The sequence below is a fragment of the Mycobacterium sp. RTGN4 genome, assembly GCF_033804635.1.
In the GTDB taxonomy this organism is placed as follows: domain Bacteria; phylum Actinomycetota; class Actinomycetes; order Mycobacteriales; family Mycobacteriaceae; genus Mycobacterium.
Window position 1 is genome coordinate 25,292 of record NZ_JAPZLB010000011.1, and the last position, 17,332, is coordinate 42,623.

Below are 17,332 nucleotides of genomic sequence, written 5' to 3' on the forward strand. Positions count from 1 at the left end.
CTTAGCTGTCGCTGGGACGAATGAGGGGACGCTGGATCTTCTTCCAGTCCGCGTAGGTCGCATATGCGGACTGGGTGGACTCCAGCGTGGACGTTTCCGAAACCGGTACATCCCACCAGGACTCGCTGTCCGGAGCGGGGATCAGCGGATCGGTTTCCACGTGGATCACAGTCGTGCGGTCGCTGGCCTTCGCGACCTTGACCGCATCGGTGAACTCGGCGGCCGTGACCACCCGGATGACGTCGGCACCGAGGCTGGCTGCGTTGGCGGCCAGGTCCACTGGGAGCTTGGCACCATCGAGTCGGCCGTCGTCACTGCGGTACCGGTATGACGTGCCGAACCGCTGGGAACCCAGCGCCTCGGACAGCGAACCGATGGATGCGAATCCGTGGTTCTGCACCAGCACGACGATGACCTTGACGTTTTCCTGCACGGCGGTGACCAGTTCGGTGGCCATCATCAGGTACGAACCGTCACCGACCATGATGAATACGTCGCGGTCCGGCTCGGCCATCTTGGCGCCGATGCCGCCGGCGACCTCGTAACCCATGCAGGAGAAGCCGTATTCGACGTGGTAGCCCTTGCGGTCGCGGGTGCGCCACAGCTTGTGCAGGTCGCCCGGCATCGAGCCGGCCGCGCACACCACCACGTCGCGTGGGTCGGACAGGGTGTTGACGAGTCCGATGACCTGGTTCTGGTTCAAGCCAACAGAACTAGTGCCGTCGTCGATCTGATACACGTCGGAGACCGTGTCGTCCCACTCCTTGGCGAGTTCGGCCGTGCGGGTGCGGTATTCGTCGCTGACGGAGTAGTCGCCCAGCGCGGCGCTCAGTGCCTCGATGGCCTCGCGCGCATCCGAGACGACGCTGACGCCACCCTGCTTGACCGAGTCGATGGACGCCACGTTGACGTTCACGAACCGGACGTCGGGATTGTTGAACGCCGTCCGCGAGGCGCTGGTGAAATCGCTGTAGCGGGTGCCGATTCCGATGACGACATCGGCTTCGGTGGCCAGCGCATTGGCTGCGGTGGTTCCGGTCGAGCCGATGGCGCCGACCGACTGCGGATGGTCGTAGGGGAGTGACCCCTTGCCCGCCTGGCTCTGCCCGACCGGGATGCCGGTCTGCGCGCAGAACGCCGCGAGGGCGTCGGTCGCGTCGGAGTAGATGACGCCGCCGCCTGCCACGATCAGCGGCTTGCGGGCAGTCCGGATGACGTCGGCCGCGCGGGCGATCACCGAGCGTTCCGGAAGCGGGCGGGCGATGTGCCAGGTGCGTTCGGCGAACAGGGATTCCGGCCAGTCGTGAGCCTCGGCCTGGACGTCCTGCGGGATCGACACGGTTGCTGCACCTGTCTCACAGGGGTCGGTGAGCACGCGCATCGCGCCGAGTAGCGCGGCAGGCAACTGCTCGGGCCGCCAGACCCGGTCGAAGTAGCGCGACAGGGGCTTGAACGCATCGTTGACGGTGACGTCGCCGGAGGACGGCAGTTCGAGTTCCTGCAGCACCGGGGAGCTGACGCGGGTAGCGAACGTGTCGGCGGGCAGCAGTAGCACCGGCAGCCGGTTGATAGTCGCGAGCGCGGCGCCGGTCAGCATGTTGGTCGAGCCGGGCCCGACGCTGGCGGTGACGGCCCACGTCTGCAGCCGGTCCTTCTGACGCGCGTAGGCGACGGCGCTATGAACCATGGCCTGCTCGTTGCGGCCGAGCACGTAGCGCAGCGACGGCTCGGTGCCCGACTCGATGGCGGTGACCTCATCCTGCAATAACGCCTGGCCGAGACCTGCCACGTTCCCGTGTCCGAAGATGCCGAACGCGCCCGCGAAGAACTTGGTGCGGGCACCGTCGTGTTCGACGTACTGGTTGCCGAGGAACCGAATGGTGGCCTGCGCGACGGTGAGTCGCACTCCTGCCTCGGTGTCGGGAGTCTTCTCGGCCTTCTTCGGCGCGGTGGAAACCATTGCTCAGGCTCCTGTTTCGTGAAGTGGTAGACGCGGATCAACGGCCTGGTCGTCCCAGGTACCGCGGAGCCACGCATGCTCGGGGTCGTCGACGATCTTCCAGGCGCGTTCGGCGCCGGGTCCGGCCATCACATTCAGGTAGTACATGTGGTAGCCGGGCGCGGCGACAGAAGGCCCGTGATAGCCGTGCGGCACCAGCACCACGTCGCCGGTCCGCACCTCTTCGAGTACCTCGATCGGTCGGTCGGGCGTGCCGTAGACGCGGTGATAGCCGAATCCACGCGACCCGTCCGGGCCGCCGGCGATCTCGAAGTAATAGATCTCCTCGAGCTCCGACTCGGTCGGGGTGTTCTCGTCGTGCTTGTGCGCGGGATAGCTCGACCAGTTGCCGCCGGGTGTGATGACCTCGCAGGCGATCAGCGAGTCGGCCTCGAAAACGCCTGCAGTGCCGAAGTTGTGGACCTGACGGCTGCAGTTGCCCGCACCTCGCAGTTCCACCGACACGTCGGCTGCGGCGACCCGGCGGTTGGGGAACGACCGCTTGGCCCTCGCACCGCAGATCGCGAACCGGCCGCTACCGCCGAGCACGAAGCTCTGGTCGATCCCGAGGTAGACCATGTCGGACGGGCCGTCGAAGACCGAGGTGCGTGGAGCGAGTTCGAACGACGTGCCTCCACACTCGACGGTTCCGCCGCCTGCCAGGGGCAGGATCATCACTTCGGTGTCACCGGTGTTCAGGGAGAGCGACTGGCCCGCCTCGAATTCGACCACCTGCAAGCTGGATTCGGTCCAGCCGGCCGACTCCGGCGTGACGTCGACGGTGTACGGCAGCGTGGCGCTGCGGGCCGGGATGTAGAGCTTGCTGTGCATCTCAATTTCCCCCGTCGCTTCGCTCGCCCATGATCAGCGCACCATCGAGACTGCAGTCGCCACGGCGGAGCTCACGTCGTCGTCACTGGGGTAGAGCAATGTGCGCCCGACGATGAGCCCGCGCACCGATGGGAGCCCCAGTGCCTTCTCCCAACTGGCGAAGGCCTCGTCGGGGTCGGCCGGATCGCCGCCGAGCAGCAGCGTCGGAAGCGTGGTCGACTCCATCACGCGGTCCATCTCGTCGACCACCGGGAGCTTCATCCACGTGTAGGCCGACGTGGACCCGAGGCCTTGTCCGATGTGCACCGACTTGATGACCGCGTCGGGGCTGAGATCGTTGCGCACCTTGCCGTTCACACGCGAGGACATGAACGGCTCGAGCATCGCGATCAGGCCACGCGCCGCGAGTTCGTCGATGGCCTTGGCGCAGGCCGCCATGGTCGTCACCGTGGCCGGATCGTCGAGGGCGATGCGGCACAGCATCTTTCCGCCGTTCATCTTCGCGGTGGCCGTCGACTCCGCGGTGGCGGCGGTCATCTGGTCGTCGAACTCGAAAGATGCGCCGGCAAGGCCACCGCGGTTGAATGACGAGAACACGACCTTGCCCTCGAGCGCACCGAGGAGTAGCAGGTCATCGAGGATGTCCGACGTCGCGAGCACACCGTCCACGCCTGGGTCGGCCAGCGCGGCGCGCAAGCGGTCGAGCAGGTCAGTGCGGCTGTTCATGGCGGTCGGGCGGTTGCCGACGGCCAGCGCGCCCCGGGCGGGATGGTCGGCGGCGACGATCATCAGTCGGCCGTCGCCCTGAATGGTCGGGCGGGTGGTGCGGGCCTCCCAGGCGCGGGCGACGGCACCGGGATCGGCAGCGCGGACATCGGTCACTGCGGCGTAGTCGGCGCAGAGTTGGTTAGACATTCACGGCCTCCACGGCGGTCAGTTCGGCCAACTCCGCGACTTCGGCGGCGGTCGGCATGGCGGTCGAGCATTCGAGTCGGGATGCGACGATGGCGCCTGCGGCGTTGGCGTACCGGAGTGTCTTCTCAAGCGGCCAGCCCCGCAGCAGCCCGTGAATCAGGCTGCCGCCGAAGCTGTCTCCGGCACCGAGGCCGTTGACGACGTCTACTTCATTCGGCAGGACGGTCACCGAGCTGTGCTTGGACTTGCCGAGCACGCCGCGCGGCCCCTGCTTGACGATCGCCAACTCCACGCCGAGGTCGAGCAGGGCGTCGGCCGCCTTGTGCGGGTTGCGCTCGCCGATAGCGATCTCGCACTCCTCGCGGTTTCCGACGGCGACGGTGACGTGTTGCAGTGCCTTCTGCACCTGTTCGGTGGCGGCGGCCGGTGAGTCCCAGAACATGGGGCGGTAGTCGAGATCGAGCACCGTCAGGGGTGCTCGGCCCCCACGTCCCCCCGTCGCTTCGCTCGCCCCACGCGCTTCCCACGCAGCGAAATGTGCGCTCCTGCTTGGCTCTTCGGAAAGCCCGGTGACCGTCGACCAGTACAGCCGGGCCGACCGGATCGCTTCGGCGTCGAGTTCGGATGGCGCGATCTGCAAATCCGGGGCACTCGGCTTGCGGTAGAAGTACAGCGGGAAGTCATCCGGCGGGAAGATCTCGCAGAAGGTGACCGGCGTCGGGAACGCGTCATGCGTGGCGACGAATCGATTGTCGACCCCGAGTCGGCCGAGCTCGGCGCTCACGAAGCGGCCGAACGGGTCGTCGCCGACGCCGGAAATCAGCGCCGTGCGATTGCCGAGCCGAGCCGCGGCCACTGCGACATTGGCCGCACTTCCGCCCAGGAACTTCCCGAACGATTCCACCTCTTCGAGGCCGACACCGATCTGCAGTGGGTAGATGTCGACGCCGCTCCGGCCGATGGCCAGTACGTCGAACGGCTCTGAGGTGGACAATTCAGCTCCCGGGCGGTAGTTGATGGGCTCGCTTACGAGAGTGCCCTGCGTCACTCCGCTCTGTCAATAGTTTGTCCTGACATTCTGACTTGCGGTCATGCGGATGTTACGCTTGGGGCCAGTCTTGTCTGGTCACCCGAGATCGGAGGCCACGTGCCGTTGGACGTTGAACTCGACCGTTCGAGTCCCGTACCGCTGTATTACCAACTGGCCCAGGCCATCGAGGCGGCCATCCGGGATGGTCACCTCGCCCCCGGTGACCGGTTCGAGAACGAACTCGACCTGGCCAAGCGGCTCACCCTCTCCCGCCCCACCACCCGGCGGGCTATCCAAGAGATCGTCGACAAGGGCCTGTTGGTACGCAAGCGTGGAGTCGGAACGCAGGTCGTGCAGAACCCGGTCCACCGGCGGGTAGAGCTCACCAGCCTCTTCGACGACCTGGCCCGCGCCGGCCAGGACCCGACCACGCAGTTGCTCGATTATCAGGTCGGCAAGGCCGACGACGAGGTTGCCGCCGAGCTGAATCTGGCCAGCGGGCACGAGATCGTGACGATCCAACGGCTGCGTTCGGCTAACGGCGAGCCACTCGCGGTGATGAACAATTACCTCCCCGTCGACTTGGCGCCGGAGCCCGAGGAGTTGGAGAACATCGGGCTGTATCAGGCCTTGCGGGCGCGTGGGGTACACATTCGCCTGGCCAGGCAACGCATCGGGGCCCGCCCGGCGACGCGCGTCGAGGCCCGGCTGTTGACCGAAAAGGCAGGCGCGCCACTGCTTTCGATGAATCGCACCGCCTATGACGACTCAGGTAAGGCCGTGGAGTACGGCGACCACTGCTATCGAGCGTCGCGGTACTACTTCGAGACGACGCTCGTCGACCGCTGACCGACTCTGATTCGCCCGGCTCTCCGAACCTCGGACAGCCGGCAAACTTTTGCACGCAAAGTTGCATATGACTTGCAGTCCTAATGTCCGAACAAAGTCTTGACATTCGTCTGTGACCCGTATTACATCGTCTAAAGGTCGTGCCGCACGGCACTTGCCCGGTGGGCAGGAGCGAAGCGACACGGGAATGTCCATAGACGGGAGAGACGATGAAGTTTGTTCGGTTGGCGGCAGTCGCGGGAGCCGGGGTACTGGCACTGGGGCTCGCGTCGTGTTCCAGCACCGGCGGAAAGCCGGCAAGCTCGGGCGGTGGCATGGGGGCGGGCACGGCCGACACCCCTCGGATGACAATCGCGATGATCACGCACGAGGCGCCCGGCGACACGTTCTGGGACCTGGTGCGCAAGGGCGCGGAGACTGCTGCCAAGAAGGACAACATCGAGTTGCGGTATTCCAGCGACCCCGAGGGGCCCGCCCAGGCCAACCTCATCCAGACCGCGATCGACAGTGGTGTCAAGGGCATCGCGGTCACGCTGGCCAAGCCCGACGCCATGAAGCCTGGCGTTGACGCTGCGACGGCCAAGGGCATTCCGGTGGTGGCCTTCAATGCCGGGCTGAACGATTGGCAGAAGTTGGGCGTCAAGGAGTACTTCGGCCAAGACGGATTCATCGCCGGCCAGGAGGCCGGCAAGCGGTTGACCGCCGACGGCGCGAAGAAGGTCGTCTGCGTGATTCAGGAACAGGGCCACGTCGACCTCGAAGCGCGCTGCGCAGGGCTGAAGAACACCTTCCCGGCCAGTGAGACCCTGAACGTCAACGGCAAGGACATGCCCTCCGTCGAGGCGACCATCACTGCCAAGCTTCAGCAGGATCCGTCCATCGACTACGTGGTTGCCCTTGGCGCACCGTTCGCGCTGACCGCTGTGCAGTCGGTCAAGAATGCCGGTAGCACCGCCAAGGTCGCCACCTTCGACACCAACGCGGCGCTCGTCGACGCGATCAAAAACGGCGACGTCCAGTGGGCGGTCGACCAGCAGCCGTTCCTGCAGGGCTACCTCGCAGTCGATTCGCTATGGCTGTACCTCAACAACGGAAACATCATCGGCGGTAACCAGCCCGTACTGACGGGGCCGGCGTTCATCGACAAGACGAATGTCGCGGCGGTCGCCGAATACGCAAAGAACGGGACTCGGTGATGAGCACTCGTGGGAAGAACGGAGAAAACTGATGTCTACCCAGGCCGATCTCGACCTCGGCACCCACCAGGTCGTCACTGATGAACGGGTCAAGGAGCAGAATCGTCTGCAACGCTTGCTGATTCGCCCTGAAATGGGCGCACTGGTCGGCGCAATCGCCATCGTGATCCTGTTCCTCGCGGTGGCCCCGCCCTTCCGGTCACCCGAATCGGTGGCGACCGTGCTCTACGCGAGTTCGCAGATCGGCATCATGGCCGTCGGTGTCGGGCTCCTGATGATCGGCGGCGAGTTCGACCTGTCGACGGGCGTCGCGGTCACCACCAGTTCGCTTGCGGCGTCAATGCTCGCGTACAACCTGCACCTGAACCTATGGGCCGGTGCCGCGCTGGCGCTCATGGTGTCATTGGCGGTCGGCTTCTTCAACGGCTACATGGTGATGAAGACGAAGATCCCGTCCTTCCTCATCACGCTGAGCACGTTCTTCATGCTCGCTGGAATCAATCTCGCAGTGACCAAACTGCTGTCCGGTCAGGTGGCCACGCCGAGCGTGTCCGACATGCAGGGGTTCGATTCCGGACACGCCGTCTTTGCCTCCACGATTCCGCTGGGTCCGATATCCGTTCGAGTGACGGTGCTGTGGTGGATCCTGTTCGCCCTGATCGCCACGTACGTGCTGTTCAAGACCCGCACCGGAAACTGGATATTCGCGGTCGGTGGCAATCAGGACAGTGCACGTGCGGTTGGTGTGCCGGTGACCAAGGTGAAGATCGGGCTCTTCATGTTCGTCGGATTCTGCGCCTGGTTCGTCGGAATGCATCTGTTGTTCTCGTTCAACACGGTTCAGTCCGGACAGGGTGTTGGCAACGAGTTCTTCTACATCATCGCCGCCGTCATCGGTGGCTGCCTCCTCACGGGTGGTTACGGCACCGCAATCGGCACGCTGATCGGTGCGTTCATCTTCGGCATGACCAACCAGGGCATCGTCTACGCAGGGTGGAATCCCGACTGGTTCAAGTTCTTCCTTGGCGCCATGCTCCTGTTTGCCGTGATCGCCAACAACGTCGTCCGCAATTACGCAGCGAAGAGGTAGACCGAATGAGTACAACTGTTGAGGCCCCGGTCGCCGACGTTCCATCGGGTGGCGATACGCCGCTGATAGAACTCAAGGGCGTAGGGAAGAGTTACGGAAACATCATCGCGCTCAAGGACATCAACCTCAGGGTGGGTGCCGGACAAGTGACTGGTGTGCTCGGCGACAACGGTGCGGGCAAGTCGACACTGATCAAGATCATCGCCGGCCTGCACAAGCAAACCGAAGGCGAACTGCTCGTTGACGGCAAGTCGATGACGTTCGATTCGCCGAAGGACGCGCTGACGAGCGGGATCTCGACGGTGTACCAGGATCTCGCGGTCGTGGGCCTGATGCCGGTGTGGCGCAACTTCTTCCTCGGCCAGGAGCTGCGCAAGGGCTTCCTGAAATCGTTGGACATCAATGCGATGAGGGCGACGACCATCTCCGAGCTGCACAAGATGGGCATCGATCTCCCCGATGTCGATGCGCCGATCGGCTCGCTGTCGGGTGGTCAGCGCCAGTGCGTGGCCATCGCCCGCGCCGTGTTCTTCGGAGCGCGCGTGCTGATCCTCGACGAGCCGACGGCCGCGCTGGGTGTCAAGCAGTCGGGAATGGTGTTGCGCTACATCACCGCTGCCAAGGAGCAGGGCTTCGGGGTCATCTTCATCACCCACAACCCGCACCACGCGCACATGGTCGGCGATCATTTCGTGTTGCTGAACCGCGGGCGGCAGAAGCTGGACTGCACGTTCGACGAGATCACGCTGGAGCACCTGACCCAGGAGATGGCCGGCGGCAACGAGCTCGAAGCGCTCAGCCACGAGCTTGGGCGCAAATAGACCCAAGACCCAGGACCCCGTCGACCGAACAGGTCGGCGGGGTCTTGCCGGTGCGCGCTCGGTAACCTAGGACCACCATGTCGTCGACTGAGCCGGCCGCCGAGCCGGTCCAATTTCCAAGGGCCATGGCACTGTTGGTGGCCGGGGCGTTCTTCATGGAGATCCTGGACGCCACGATCATCACCCCCGCGATCCCGTTGATGGCGACCTCATTCGGGGTTGACCCGGTGTCCGTCAGCGTCGCCATCTCGGCCTACCTGGTGACCGTCGCGGTGCTCATTCCGGCGAGCGGCTGGATGGCCGACCGGTTCGGCGCGCGACCGGTATTCGCCGCCGCGATCGCGATCTTCACGCTTGCGTCGGTCGGGTGCGCGGCCAGCGTGTCGTTGCCGATGCTGGTCGGCATGCGTGTCCTACAGGGCGTCGGGGGAGCGATGATGGTGCCCGTCGGCAGGCTGGCGGTCTTGAGGTTCAGCGGGAAGGCCAATCTGGTGCGGGCGATCGCCCTGCTGACGTGGCCTGCGTTGGCCGCGCCGGTACTCGCTCCGGTCCTTGGCGGTGCCATCGCCACGCTGGGGTCGTGGCGATGGATCTTCGTCGTCAACATCCCGATCGGGATCGTCGGATTCCTGTTGGCGCTCAAGCTGATACGCGGTGCGGCCATCCCGTCGCCACGGCCCCTGGACTGGCGTGGGCTCACGGCACTCGGGGCGGGCATTGCCGCGGCCTTGCTTGCGCTCGAGCGCATTCGGGTCACCGGGACGGACTGGCTGCTGGTCGCCGCCGGGGTGGCGGTGGCGACCGTGTTGCTGACGGCTGCGGCGTGGCACCTACTGCGCTATCGGTATCCACTGGTGCAACTGCGGGTACTGCGGGTGCCGACCTTGCGTATCACCGTATCGGCAGGATCGCTCTATCGGCTGGTCATCACCGCGGTGCCGTTCCTGTTGCCGCTGCAGTTTCAACTGGTGTTCGGATGGACGCCCTTCGCCTCCGGGCTGCTGGTCGCGGCGCTGTTCGCAGGGAACATCGCGATTAAGCCGGCGACCACACCGCTCATGCGGCGCTTCGGGATTCGGCGGGTGCTGCTTGTCAACGCCGTCGTGTCGGTCGGCTGCTTCGGACTGCTGGCGGTCCTGACGCCGACCATGCCGATCGCCGTGATCGCGGCGATCCTTTTCGTCAGCGGCGCACTCCGATCGATTGGATTCACCGCCTACAACAGCCTCGCCTTCTCCGACGTCGACGGTGACGAGTTGACCCATGCCAACACCCTCAACGCGGCCGTGCAGGAGCTGGCGGCGGGGCTTGGCATCGCCGTCGCCGCGCTGGCGCTGAGCACCTTCACGCCGCTGGTCGCCGATCACGGCCACGGGCCAGGTGCCGCATACGGTTTGACCTTCCTGATGCTCGGGGCGCTGATGGTGGTGACCATCGTCGAGACGCTCCGGCTCCCGCGTGACGCCGGCTCCGCGGTGACGACCAACGCCTAGCGCTCCAGGTTAGGGGAGCAGTTCGGCTCTCCGTTGCTCCTCCCACAACGCCATTCTGGTGCGGGCGGGCTCGCCGACGGAGTCCATCACCAGCGGGATGAGCAACTCGGTGAGCAGGAAGCCTGCCGCCATGCTCTGGTACGTGGTGCCCACCGTGCTGGAGGCGGCGAGTACGACTTCCGCATCCGGTGCGACCGGGCAGGCCAGGTCGTCGGTGATCAGCAGTACCGTCGCACCGGCCCGGTGCACCCTAGCCGCGAGGTCGGCGGCGCTGCGTTGATAGCGGTGGTAGTCGAACAGCACGACGACGTCTTTGCGGGTGAGCTCGATCATCGCGCCCATGTCTCGGCCGCCGGGGTCGGCTAGCAGTCGCACCCCAGCACGCAGCTGTTCGAGGTGGGCGGCCAGGTGCATCGCCAGCAGGTGTGAGAACCTGCCGCCGTGCAGGTATAGCGGGCGTGCGGTATCCGAGAGCAGTGCCACGGCCGCTTCGACCGCTGAGGCCGGCAGCTGGGCCAATGTTTCTGCGGCGCGGTCATTTTGGCTACGGGCCTGCCGTAACAGCCGATCCAGCAGACCGTCGGCGGCGGGCGCGGATGGCAGCCGGGTGAGTGGCCCGTTGGAGCGTGCGGTCAACTCGGCCCGCAGCGCCACCTGAAGGTCGGTGAACCCGTCATAACCAAGCGACTGCGCGAGCCGGAGCACGGTCGGCGGACTGACCTCGGCCCGCTCGGCCAGCCGGGCCGCACTGGCCAGTCCGGCACTCGGGTAGTCGGCGAGCAAGGCCCGCGCGACCCGTCGCTCCGCCCGGCTAAGGGCAGGTATGGCGGCACTCGCGCGCACAGCCACGCTTTCGTCGGTCATAGCGGGTGCAGTGTCATCGACAGGTCGTGCAACGAGACGGCGACGACGCACTCGGGCGGCAGCGGCTCCCACGCCAGGTTGCCGAAACCGGTGGACCCGATCACCAGCGTGTGGTCGTCGGGGCGGGCGACCCGCAGCGAGAAGTAGTCCTCCAGGTGTTCGGCGGGCAACTCCGCGGCCGTGATCTCCTCGATGTCTTCGTCGAGCAGCGTGCTGCGGGCATGGGCGTGAACGACGATCAGCTGGTCCTCGCCGAGCACCAGCGCATTGAGACTGGCCTCGGGGTAGAGCTGTCGCAGCTGCGCCACCGCCTGCTGCACCGCCTCCGCGAGACTCGTTGTGGTGCGGCGATATTGGCGGATGACCGCGAAGTAGCGCTCGCTGTCGGTGGTGCCATGCAGCGACGCCGCTACGTCGGGTTCGAGTAGGTCGTCCAGCGGGCCCATCGGCTTGATGGAGCCGTTGTGGGCCATCGCCAATCCGTCGGCGACGAAGGGATGGGAGTTCTGGGGCGCGACCGCTAGCCCGTTGGTGGCCCACCGCAGGTGCACCACCGTGGCGGCCGACCGCACGTCGTGAGTCGCGGCGGCGAAGGCGGGGTCGTCGAGTGCGGTGCCCGCCGAGACCTGCGCCTTCGGATGCTCGCCGGAGCGGGCCACGGTCGCCACGCCCCACCCGTCCCCGTGGACCTTGGTCAGTGCGACGAAGTCCTTCAGCACGTCGTCACCGACGGCGTCAACGACCGCGACCGGGGTGGTCGAGACGACACCCAGCAACCGACACATGTGGGCAATCCTCCATCCAAAATCTTATGAATGAGTCCTAAATCGCGAAATTTAAAGATTCTGAAACATTTATGACATACGTTTCTCGCAGACTCACAGTGCCCTCTAACTGCGGACGAGGAGGTTCGGAGTGTCGAGCGACGATCGCATCGAGGAACTACGCGAAATGGGCGTCGAACTGGTGGCGGGATCCGTCACCGATCTGGGCGGTGTCACTCGCGCCAAGTACGTCCCGCTGCGCAGGATCGGAGCGTTCGCGCGCTCGGGCATGGGGGTTTCGCCGTCGTGGAGCGTGTTCTGCGTCGACAGCGGGATCGCCTTCACCCCCAAGATCGGTGTCGTCGGCGACCTGCGGATCCGCATCGACCCGATCGACGTTCGGCTCATCGACGATGGAGTCGCCTGGGCGCCAGGTGATCTCGACGATCAGCAGGGAGTTTCGGCGCCACTGTGCGTGCGATCGCTCCTGGCGCGCACCGAAGCGGGACTGGCCGACCGCGGCCTCACCGCACTTCTCGGCGCGGAACTGGAGTGCACGATGCTGGCGCCCGACGGCGGCCCGGCCACCACCGAGCCCTGGTCGCCCTACGGCATCCGCACGTCGCTGGACCGCTCGGCATTCCTGGTCGACCTCGCCACCAGCGCCGAGCGGGCCGGACTGCGAATCGAGCAGCTCCACACCGAGTACGGCCACGATCAACTCGAGGTCTCGCTTGCCCCTGAGACACCAGTCGCCACCGCTGACGCGGTGATCCTCGCGCGGATCGTCATTGGCCGGGCCGCGGCCAGGCACGGACTGCGAATCTCGTTCTCGCCCGTACCGTTCGAGGGTGGCGCCGGCAACGGCGCACACCTGCACCTGTCGCTGTCCGATGACGATGGCCCGCTCTTCTCCGGCGGCGACGGGCCCCACGGCATCCGCCCCGCAGGCGCGTCCGCCATCGCGGGGGTCGTCGAAGCGCTACCGGATCTGCTTGGGGTGTACGCCGGTTCGGTGTTGTCGGCGGCGCGGCTGAAGCCAGGCAACTGGGCTGGAGCCACCGCGTGCTGGGGGCTGGAGAATCGTGAGGCGGCCGTACGGTTCGTGGCCGCCACGCCCGGCAACCCGCACGGTGCAAACGTCGAATTGAAACTGGTCGACCCAAGCGCCAACCCCTATCTCGCCGCCACCGGGCTGCTGGGCAGCGCCTTGCGTGGCATCTCCCTCGGGCTCGAGCTACCGGCAGAGGTACCAGAGAACCCAGCGGATTCGGCCGCGGCCCCGCCACCACTCGACACCCGCCAGCGCACGGTGATCGATGCGCTCGAGCACTCGCCGATCGCGGCGGAACTGCTCACCCCGGAGATCGTCGAAGGCCTTGTCGCAGTTCGGCGTTACGAGCTGAACACCTTCGGCGAACTATCGCCGGCCGAGACCACCCAGGCGCTGCGCCTCGCGTGGAGTTGTTGACAGAGAAGGAGTCATCGATGAGCACTAGCACGTCGTCGGCAGGTCCGTCAGAGGGAGCCGATCAGCTTCCCCACCGGAGGCTGCCGTTCTGGGTGGCGTTGGCGATGTCGGTCGCCCTGGTCGGGCCGACGCTGGCGATGTCGGGCAACGGTCAGGGTCTGATCGGCACCGTCGGCAAGGCTATTCCGCTGGTGTTCATCATCGGGCTGATCGGCGTTTCGTTGGTTGGGTACAGCTTCGTCCGGCTGACCCGCCACCTCAACCACGCCGGGTCGGCCTATGGATTGGTGGGCGGCACCATCGGACCGCGGACGGGGTTCTTCTCCGGTTTCGCGATGCTCGGCGCCTACGTCGGCTTCGCCATCGGCACGTTGGCGCTGACCGCCGCGTTCGTCAACGCGTTCATCGCCGAACTGCAACCAGGCAACGACAACCCCTATCAAGTGCCGTGGCTGGCGGTCGTCGTGGTGGGTGCCGTGATCTCATTCCTATTGTCGGGCCGAGACATTCGGCTCTTGGCCAAGATTCTGCTCGTCATCGAGGGCATCGGGATCTTGTCCATGATCGTGCTCGTGGTGGTGATCTTCGGGAAGGGCGGGGCGCCGACGACCGGAGTGGACTTCAGCGCATTCTCGTTCGACGGGGTATCCGCCTCGGCCGTGCTCAGCGCCGTGGTCGCGGCGTTCCTGTCCTGGGCAGGATTCGAAGCGTGCGCGTCGATGGGGGAGGAGACCGACGATCCGGGGCGCAACATCCCGCGGGCGCTGGCCGGGACGCTCATCCTGACCGGTGTGCTCTTCGTCGTCGTGATGTTCGCCCAGGTCGTCGGATTCGGAACCGATCAGGCCGGCCTCGATGCGTTCCAGAATTCCGGAAACACGTTGGGGGACTTAGGTAGTAGCTATGTCGGGCAGTGGTTCAGCCTTCTGATCATCTTGACCGCGATCGTGTCGGCATTCGGCTGCCACCTGGCCTGCTCCGCGACGTCGGGCCGGATGCTCTACGCGTTCGGACGCGACGGTTTCGGCCCGAAGGCATTGGCGCAGATCCACGCGGGCACTGGCGGCCCACGCCTGGCCACCTGGCTCGTCGTCGCCGTCGCGTTGGTCGTGGACCTCATCTGCGGTGCCATCGGCTGGCCTGACATGGGCACCGGCAACGCTGCGATCAACACCTACTTCCTGTTCGCCGTCGCCGGTTCGGTGTGCCTGATGGTCTGCTATCTGCTGGTCGAGATCGCCGCGGTGTGGTTCGTGGGCGCACCCAAGTTCCTCGAGGTGCACGGCGGCAAGGGCAAGGTGCTCGGGCTGGTGCTGCCCATTCTCGGCGCAGTCGTGATCGCAACCGTGCTGTGGTTCAACGTCAAGGGTGCCGTCACCTGGTCGGACGCCCCGCTGCTCGGACTGTACTGGTGTGCAATCGGATTGGTCATTGCGATCGTGGCCTCCGGTATCGCGAAACGGGTCGGGGAGTCGTTGGCTGCCGAGCTGGCGCAGACGCCGCCGGTGCAGCCAGAATGAGCACGCTCTACGAACGCGACGCCGGCTCCGTCGCGGGGATCGAGAAGCTTCGCTTCTTTCCCTTGGAGGTCGTGTCGGGTCACGGCTCGACGCTGGTCGCGCCCGACGGTCGCGAACTGTTGGACCTGTCGGCGACGTGGACGGCGAGTGGGCTCGGTCACGGCCACCCGGCCGTCGTCGAGGCGGTGAGCAGGGCGGTGCGGGACGCGCCGGGCTCTGGCGGATTGTCCGCAGTGCACCCGGATTCGGTGGGACTGGCCGAAGACCTGCTCGCCCTGGTCCCAGGTACTGGTGACCGGCGGGTCTACCTCGGGCATGCGGGTTCCGATGCCAACGACGTCGCGCTGCGGGCCTGCAGGCATGCCACCGGACGACGCACTGTCATCGCGTTCGAGCACAGTTACCACGGCGGTGTCGGCGTCGCGATGGGCGTCTCGGGTGTGCACGTCGACGCGGGCGCACCACCTGACCCGGATGCGGTGTTCCTGGCCTATCCCAACTCCTTTCGGCCGGTTCGCGACGATGTCGAAGCCGACGTCACCGCGTGCTTGGACGCAGCCGAGCAGCAGCTGGGCAGCGGTTCGATCGCCTGCCTGATCGTCGAGCCGATCCTGTCCGACGGCGGCCTGATCGTGCCACCCGACGGGTTCCTCGCCCGGCTGCACGAGTTGTGCCGACGTCACGGCGTGCCGATGATCTGCGACGAGGTCAAGATGGGCCTCGGCAGGCCGGGCACCCTGCACGCCTTCGAGCACGACGGGGTCGCACCCGACATCGTCACGTTCGGCAAGGTACTCGGTGGCGGCTTGCCACTGTCGGCGGCGGTGGGGCCGGCGGAAATCCTCGACAATCCGCCGGCGGCAGCCCTACTGACCACCGCGGGCAATCCGGTGTGTACGGCGGCCGGGCGGGCAGTGCTGGCCACCATCGTCGGTGATCGGCTACCCGAGCACGCGGCCAAGGTCGGTGCACTGTTGGCCGATGGCCTGCGCGCGCTGGCCGGCTCACCCGGCGCCGAGCGCATCGGGGATGTACGCGGACGCGGGTTGGCCATCGGCTTGGAACTCGTCGACCCCGAGACAGGGGAGCGCGATAATCGGCTTGCAGCGCAAGTGGTCTACCGTGCGTGGGAGTTGGGCGCGGTGGTCTACTACGTCGGCGGCAACGTCTTGGAGATCACGCCGCCGCTGGTGCTGACCGAAGCCGAGGCGGGCCGGGCGGTGGAGCTACTCGGGACCGCCATCGCCGACGCCGCTGCCGGGAGAGTGAACGCCGAGGAGGTCGCACGGTATGCCGGCTGGTGAACTGCCCTTTGGCGTTTCGGACGGTGCGTTCGCCGGGCTCGAGGATCAGGTGCCCGGCGCGTTGGCCGACCACCTGAACTCCATCGCGCTGATCGACCACCACGTCCACGGCACCTTCAACGAGCCCGTCGACCGGGCGGGCTTCGAGGCCGCCATCAACGAGGGCTCCACCGATCCCGTCCCAAGTTTCATGACTCAATTCGATTCGCCGCTAGGGCTTTCCATCCGGCGTTGGTGCGCACCGCTGCTCGGCCTCGATGCATTGGCAAGCGCCGACGCCTACTGGGCGCGACGCAGCGAGTGCACACCCGATGAACTGGCCACGATCATGCTTCCCGCCGCACGCGTATCCCGCTGGGTCGTCGACACCGGGTTCAAGGGCGATCTCATCACCACCCCCGAGCAGCTCACCAAAGTCAGTGGCGTGCCGTCGTCGGAGATCCTGAGGCTCGAACGACTGACCGAGGATCTGCTGGAGGGCGGCACGTCGCCCGATGACTTTCCCGACGCCTTCCGAGCGGCGCTGCAGGCCGCGGTCGGGAATCCGGAAGTGGTGGGCACCAAGACCATTGCGGCCTACCGCATCGGCTTCGACGTCGACTGGGCTCGACCCTCCGATGCCGATGTGGTCGCCCATGCCCGCGAATTCGCCGCGAGGCCTCGGCCACTGCGCGTCGACGACGCGGTGCTGATCGCCTTCGGCGTGCACGAGGCCGCGGCGCACGGGCTACCGATCCAGGTGCACGTCGGCTTCGGTGATCGCGACATGGATCTGCACCGCAGCGACCCGATGCTGCTACTGCCACTGCTGCGCGTGATGAGCCCGGTGCCGGTGTTGCTGCTGCACTGCTATCCGTTCCAACGTCAGGCGGGCTATTTGGCGCAGGCGTTCGATCACGTGAACTTCGATGTGGGACTTGCGATCAACTATCTGGGCGTGCGGTCGACCGGACTGGTCGCCGAAGCGCTCGAGACGGCGCCGTTCGCCAAGCAGCTGTACTCGTCGGATGCGTTCGGTCCGCCCGAACTGCACGTGTTGGGCTCGGTGTTGTGGCGGCGCGCCATGGGCTTGGTGCTCGGCGGTTGGATACGCACCGGCGACTGCACCGAAGCCGACGCGATCCGCATCGTCGACATGATCGGCGTGCACAATGCCGAGCGGGTGTATGCGCTGGTGTCGTAACG

Annotated in this window: 15 protein-coding genes; 9 read left to right on the forward strand and 6 right to left on the reverse strand. The window is 66.1% G+C overall.

All coding sequences use genetic code 11. The features are described from left to right. Position 1 precedes the first annotated feature (1 nt). Genes iolD through iolC form a run of 4 tightly spaced genes read right to left on the reverse strand, consistent with a single transcriptional unit; the run spans position 2 to position 4,739 of the window. Positions 2–1,960, reverse strand: a complete 1,959-nt coding sequence (iolD, locus tag SLQ30_RS22570; RefSeq protein ID WP_319450815.1) for a 3D-(3,5/4)-trihydroxycyclohexane-1,2-dione acylhydrolase (decyclizing) — start codon at positions 1,958–1,960, stop codon at positions 2–4. Between the two features lie 3 nt (positions 1,961–1,963). Next, positions 1,964–2,830 carry a 5-deoxy-glucuronate isomerase gene (gene iolB, locus SLQ30_RS22575; RefSeq protein WP_319450814.1) on the reverse strand — a complete coding sequence of 289 codons (867 nt, stop codon included), beginning with the start codon at positions 2,828–2,830 and terminating at the stop codon, positions 1,964–1,966. A gap of 33 nt (positions 2,831–2,863) precedes the next feature. Next, entirely contained in the window at positions 2,864–3,745 is an 882-nt protein-coding gene (locus SLQ30_RS22580; RefSeq protein WP_319450813.1) for an aldolase, read from the reverse strand. Then, on the reverse strand, positions 3,738–4,739 hold the full coding sequence (iolC, locus tag SLQ30_RS22585) for a 5-dehydro-2-deoxygluconokinase (protein WP_319450812.1): 1,002 nt from the start codon (positions 4,737–4,739) through the stop codon (positions 3,738–3,740). The genes SLQ30_RS22580 and iolC overlap by 8 nt, the downstream gene beginning before the upstream one ends. Before the next feature lie 153 nt (positions 4,740–4,892). Here iolC and SLQ30_RS22590 point away from each other — a divergent pair, with 153 nt between their 5' ends. The 5 genes from SLQ30_RS22590 (at position 4,893) to SLQ30_RS22610 (ending at position 10,224) form a co-directional block, all read left to right on the forward strand. Further along, positions 4,893–5,624, forward strand: a complete 732-nt coding sequence (locus tag SLQ30_RS22590; protein WP_319450811.1) for a GntR family transcriptional regulator — start codon at positions 4,893–4,895, stop codon at positions 5,622–5,624. A gap of 209 nt (positions 5,625–5,833) precedes the next feature. Beyond that, complete coding sequence (locus tag SLQ30_RS22595; RefSeq protein WP_319450810.1) at positions 5,834–6,820, forward strand: substrate-binding domain-containing protein; 987 nt, start codon at positions 5,834–5,836, stop codon at positions 6,818–6,820. Positions 6,821–6,851: 31 nt separating this feature from the next. Then, positions 6,852–7,910 (forward strand): ABC transporter permease, encoded by a 1,059-nt coding sequence (locus SLQ30_RS22600; RefSeq protein WP_319450809.1) that lies wholly within the window; start codon positions 6,852–6,854, stop codon positions 7,908–7,910. A 5-nt stretch (positions 7,911–7,915) separates the two neighbouring features. After that, entirely contained in the window at positions 7,916–8,731 is an 816-nt protein-coding gene (locus SLQ30_RS22605; RefSeq protein WP_319450808.1) for an ATP-binding cassette domain-containing protein, read from the forward strand. A gap of 125 nt (positions 8,732–8,856) precedes the next feature. Next, a complete protein-coding gene (locus SLQ30_RS22610; protein WP_319450837.1) occupies positions 8,857–10,224 on the forward strand; it encodes an MFS transporter in 1,368 nt (455 codons plus the stop codon). 9 nt (positions 10,225–10,233) lie between these two features. Here SLQ30_RS22610 and SLQ30_RS22615 read toward each other — a convergent pair whose 3' ends face one another. Next, entirely contained in the window at positions 10,234–11,088 is an 855-nt protein-coding gene (locus SLQ30_RS22615) for a MurR/RpiR family transcriptional regulator (RefSeq protein WP_319450807.1), read from the reverse strand. Next, on the reverse strand, positions 11,085–11,873 hold the full coding sequence (locus tag SLQ30_RS22620) for a class II glutamine amidotransferase (protein WP_319450806.1): 789 nt from the start codon (positions 11,871–11,873) through the stop codon (positions 11,085–11,087). Before SLQ30_RS22620 ends, SLQ30_RS22615 begins: the two co-directional genes overlap by 4 nt. 166 nt (positions 11,874–12,039) lie before the next feature. Between SLQ30_RS22620 and SLQ30_RS22625 the strand changes: the two genes are divergently transcribed. The 4 genes from SLQ30_RS22625 to SLQ30_RS22640 are packed head-to-tail and all read left to right on the forward strand — an operon-like array spanning position 12,040 to position 17,330. Then, the gene (locus SLQ30_RS22625; RefSeq protein ID WP_319450836.1) at positions 12,040–13,323 is read left to right on the forward strand and encodes a glutamine synthetase family protein; all 1,284 of its coding nucleotides are present in this window, start codon (positions 12,040–12,042) and stop codon (positions 13,321–13,323) included. A 17-nt stretch (positions 13,324–13,340) separates the two neighbouring features. Beyond that, positions 13,341–14,843, forward strand: a complete 1,503-nt coding sequence (locus SLQ30_RS22630; protein ID WP_319450805.1) for an APC family permease — start codon at positions 13,341–13,343, stop codon at positions 14,841–14,843. Beyond that, positions 14,840–16,147, forward strand: coding sequence for an aspartate aminotransferase family protein (locus SLQ30_RS22635; RefSeq protein WP_319450804.1), 1,308 nt, complete (start codon positions 14,840–14,842; stop codon positions 16,145–16,147). Before SLQ30_RS22630 ends, SLQ30_RS22635 begins: the two co-directional genes overlap by 4 nt. Continuing rightward, on the forward strand, positions 16,134–17,330 hold the full coding sequence (locus SLQ30_RS22640) for an amidohydrolase family protein (RefSeq protein WP_319450803.1): 1,197 nt from the start codon (positions 16,134–16,136) through the stop codon (positions 17,328–17,330). Before SLQ30_RS22635 ends, SLQ30_RS22640 begins: the two co-directional genes overlap by 14 nt. Positions 17,331–17,332 lie beyond the last annotated feature (2 nt).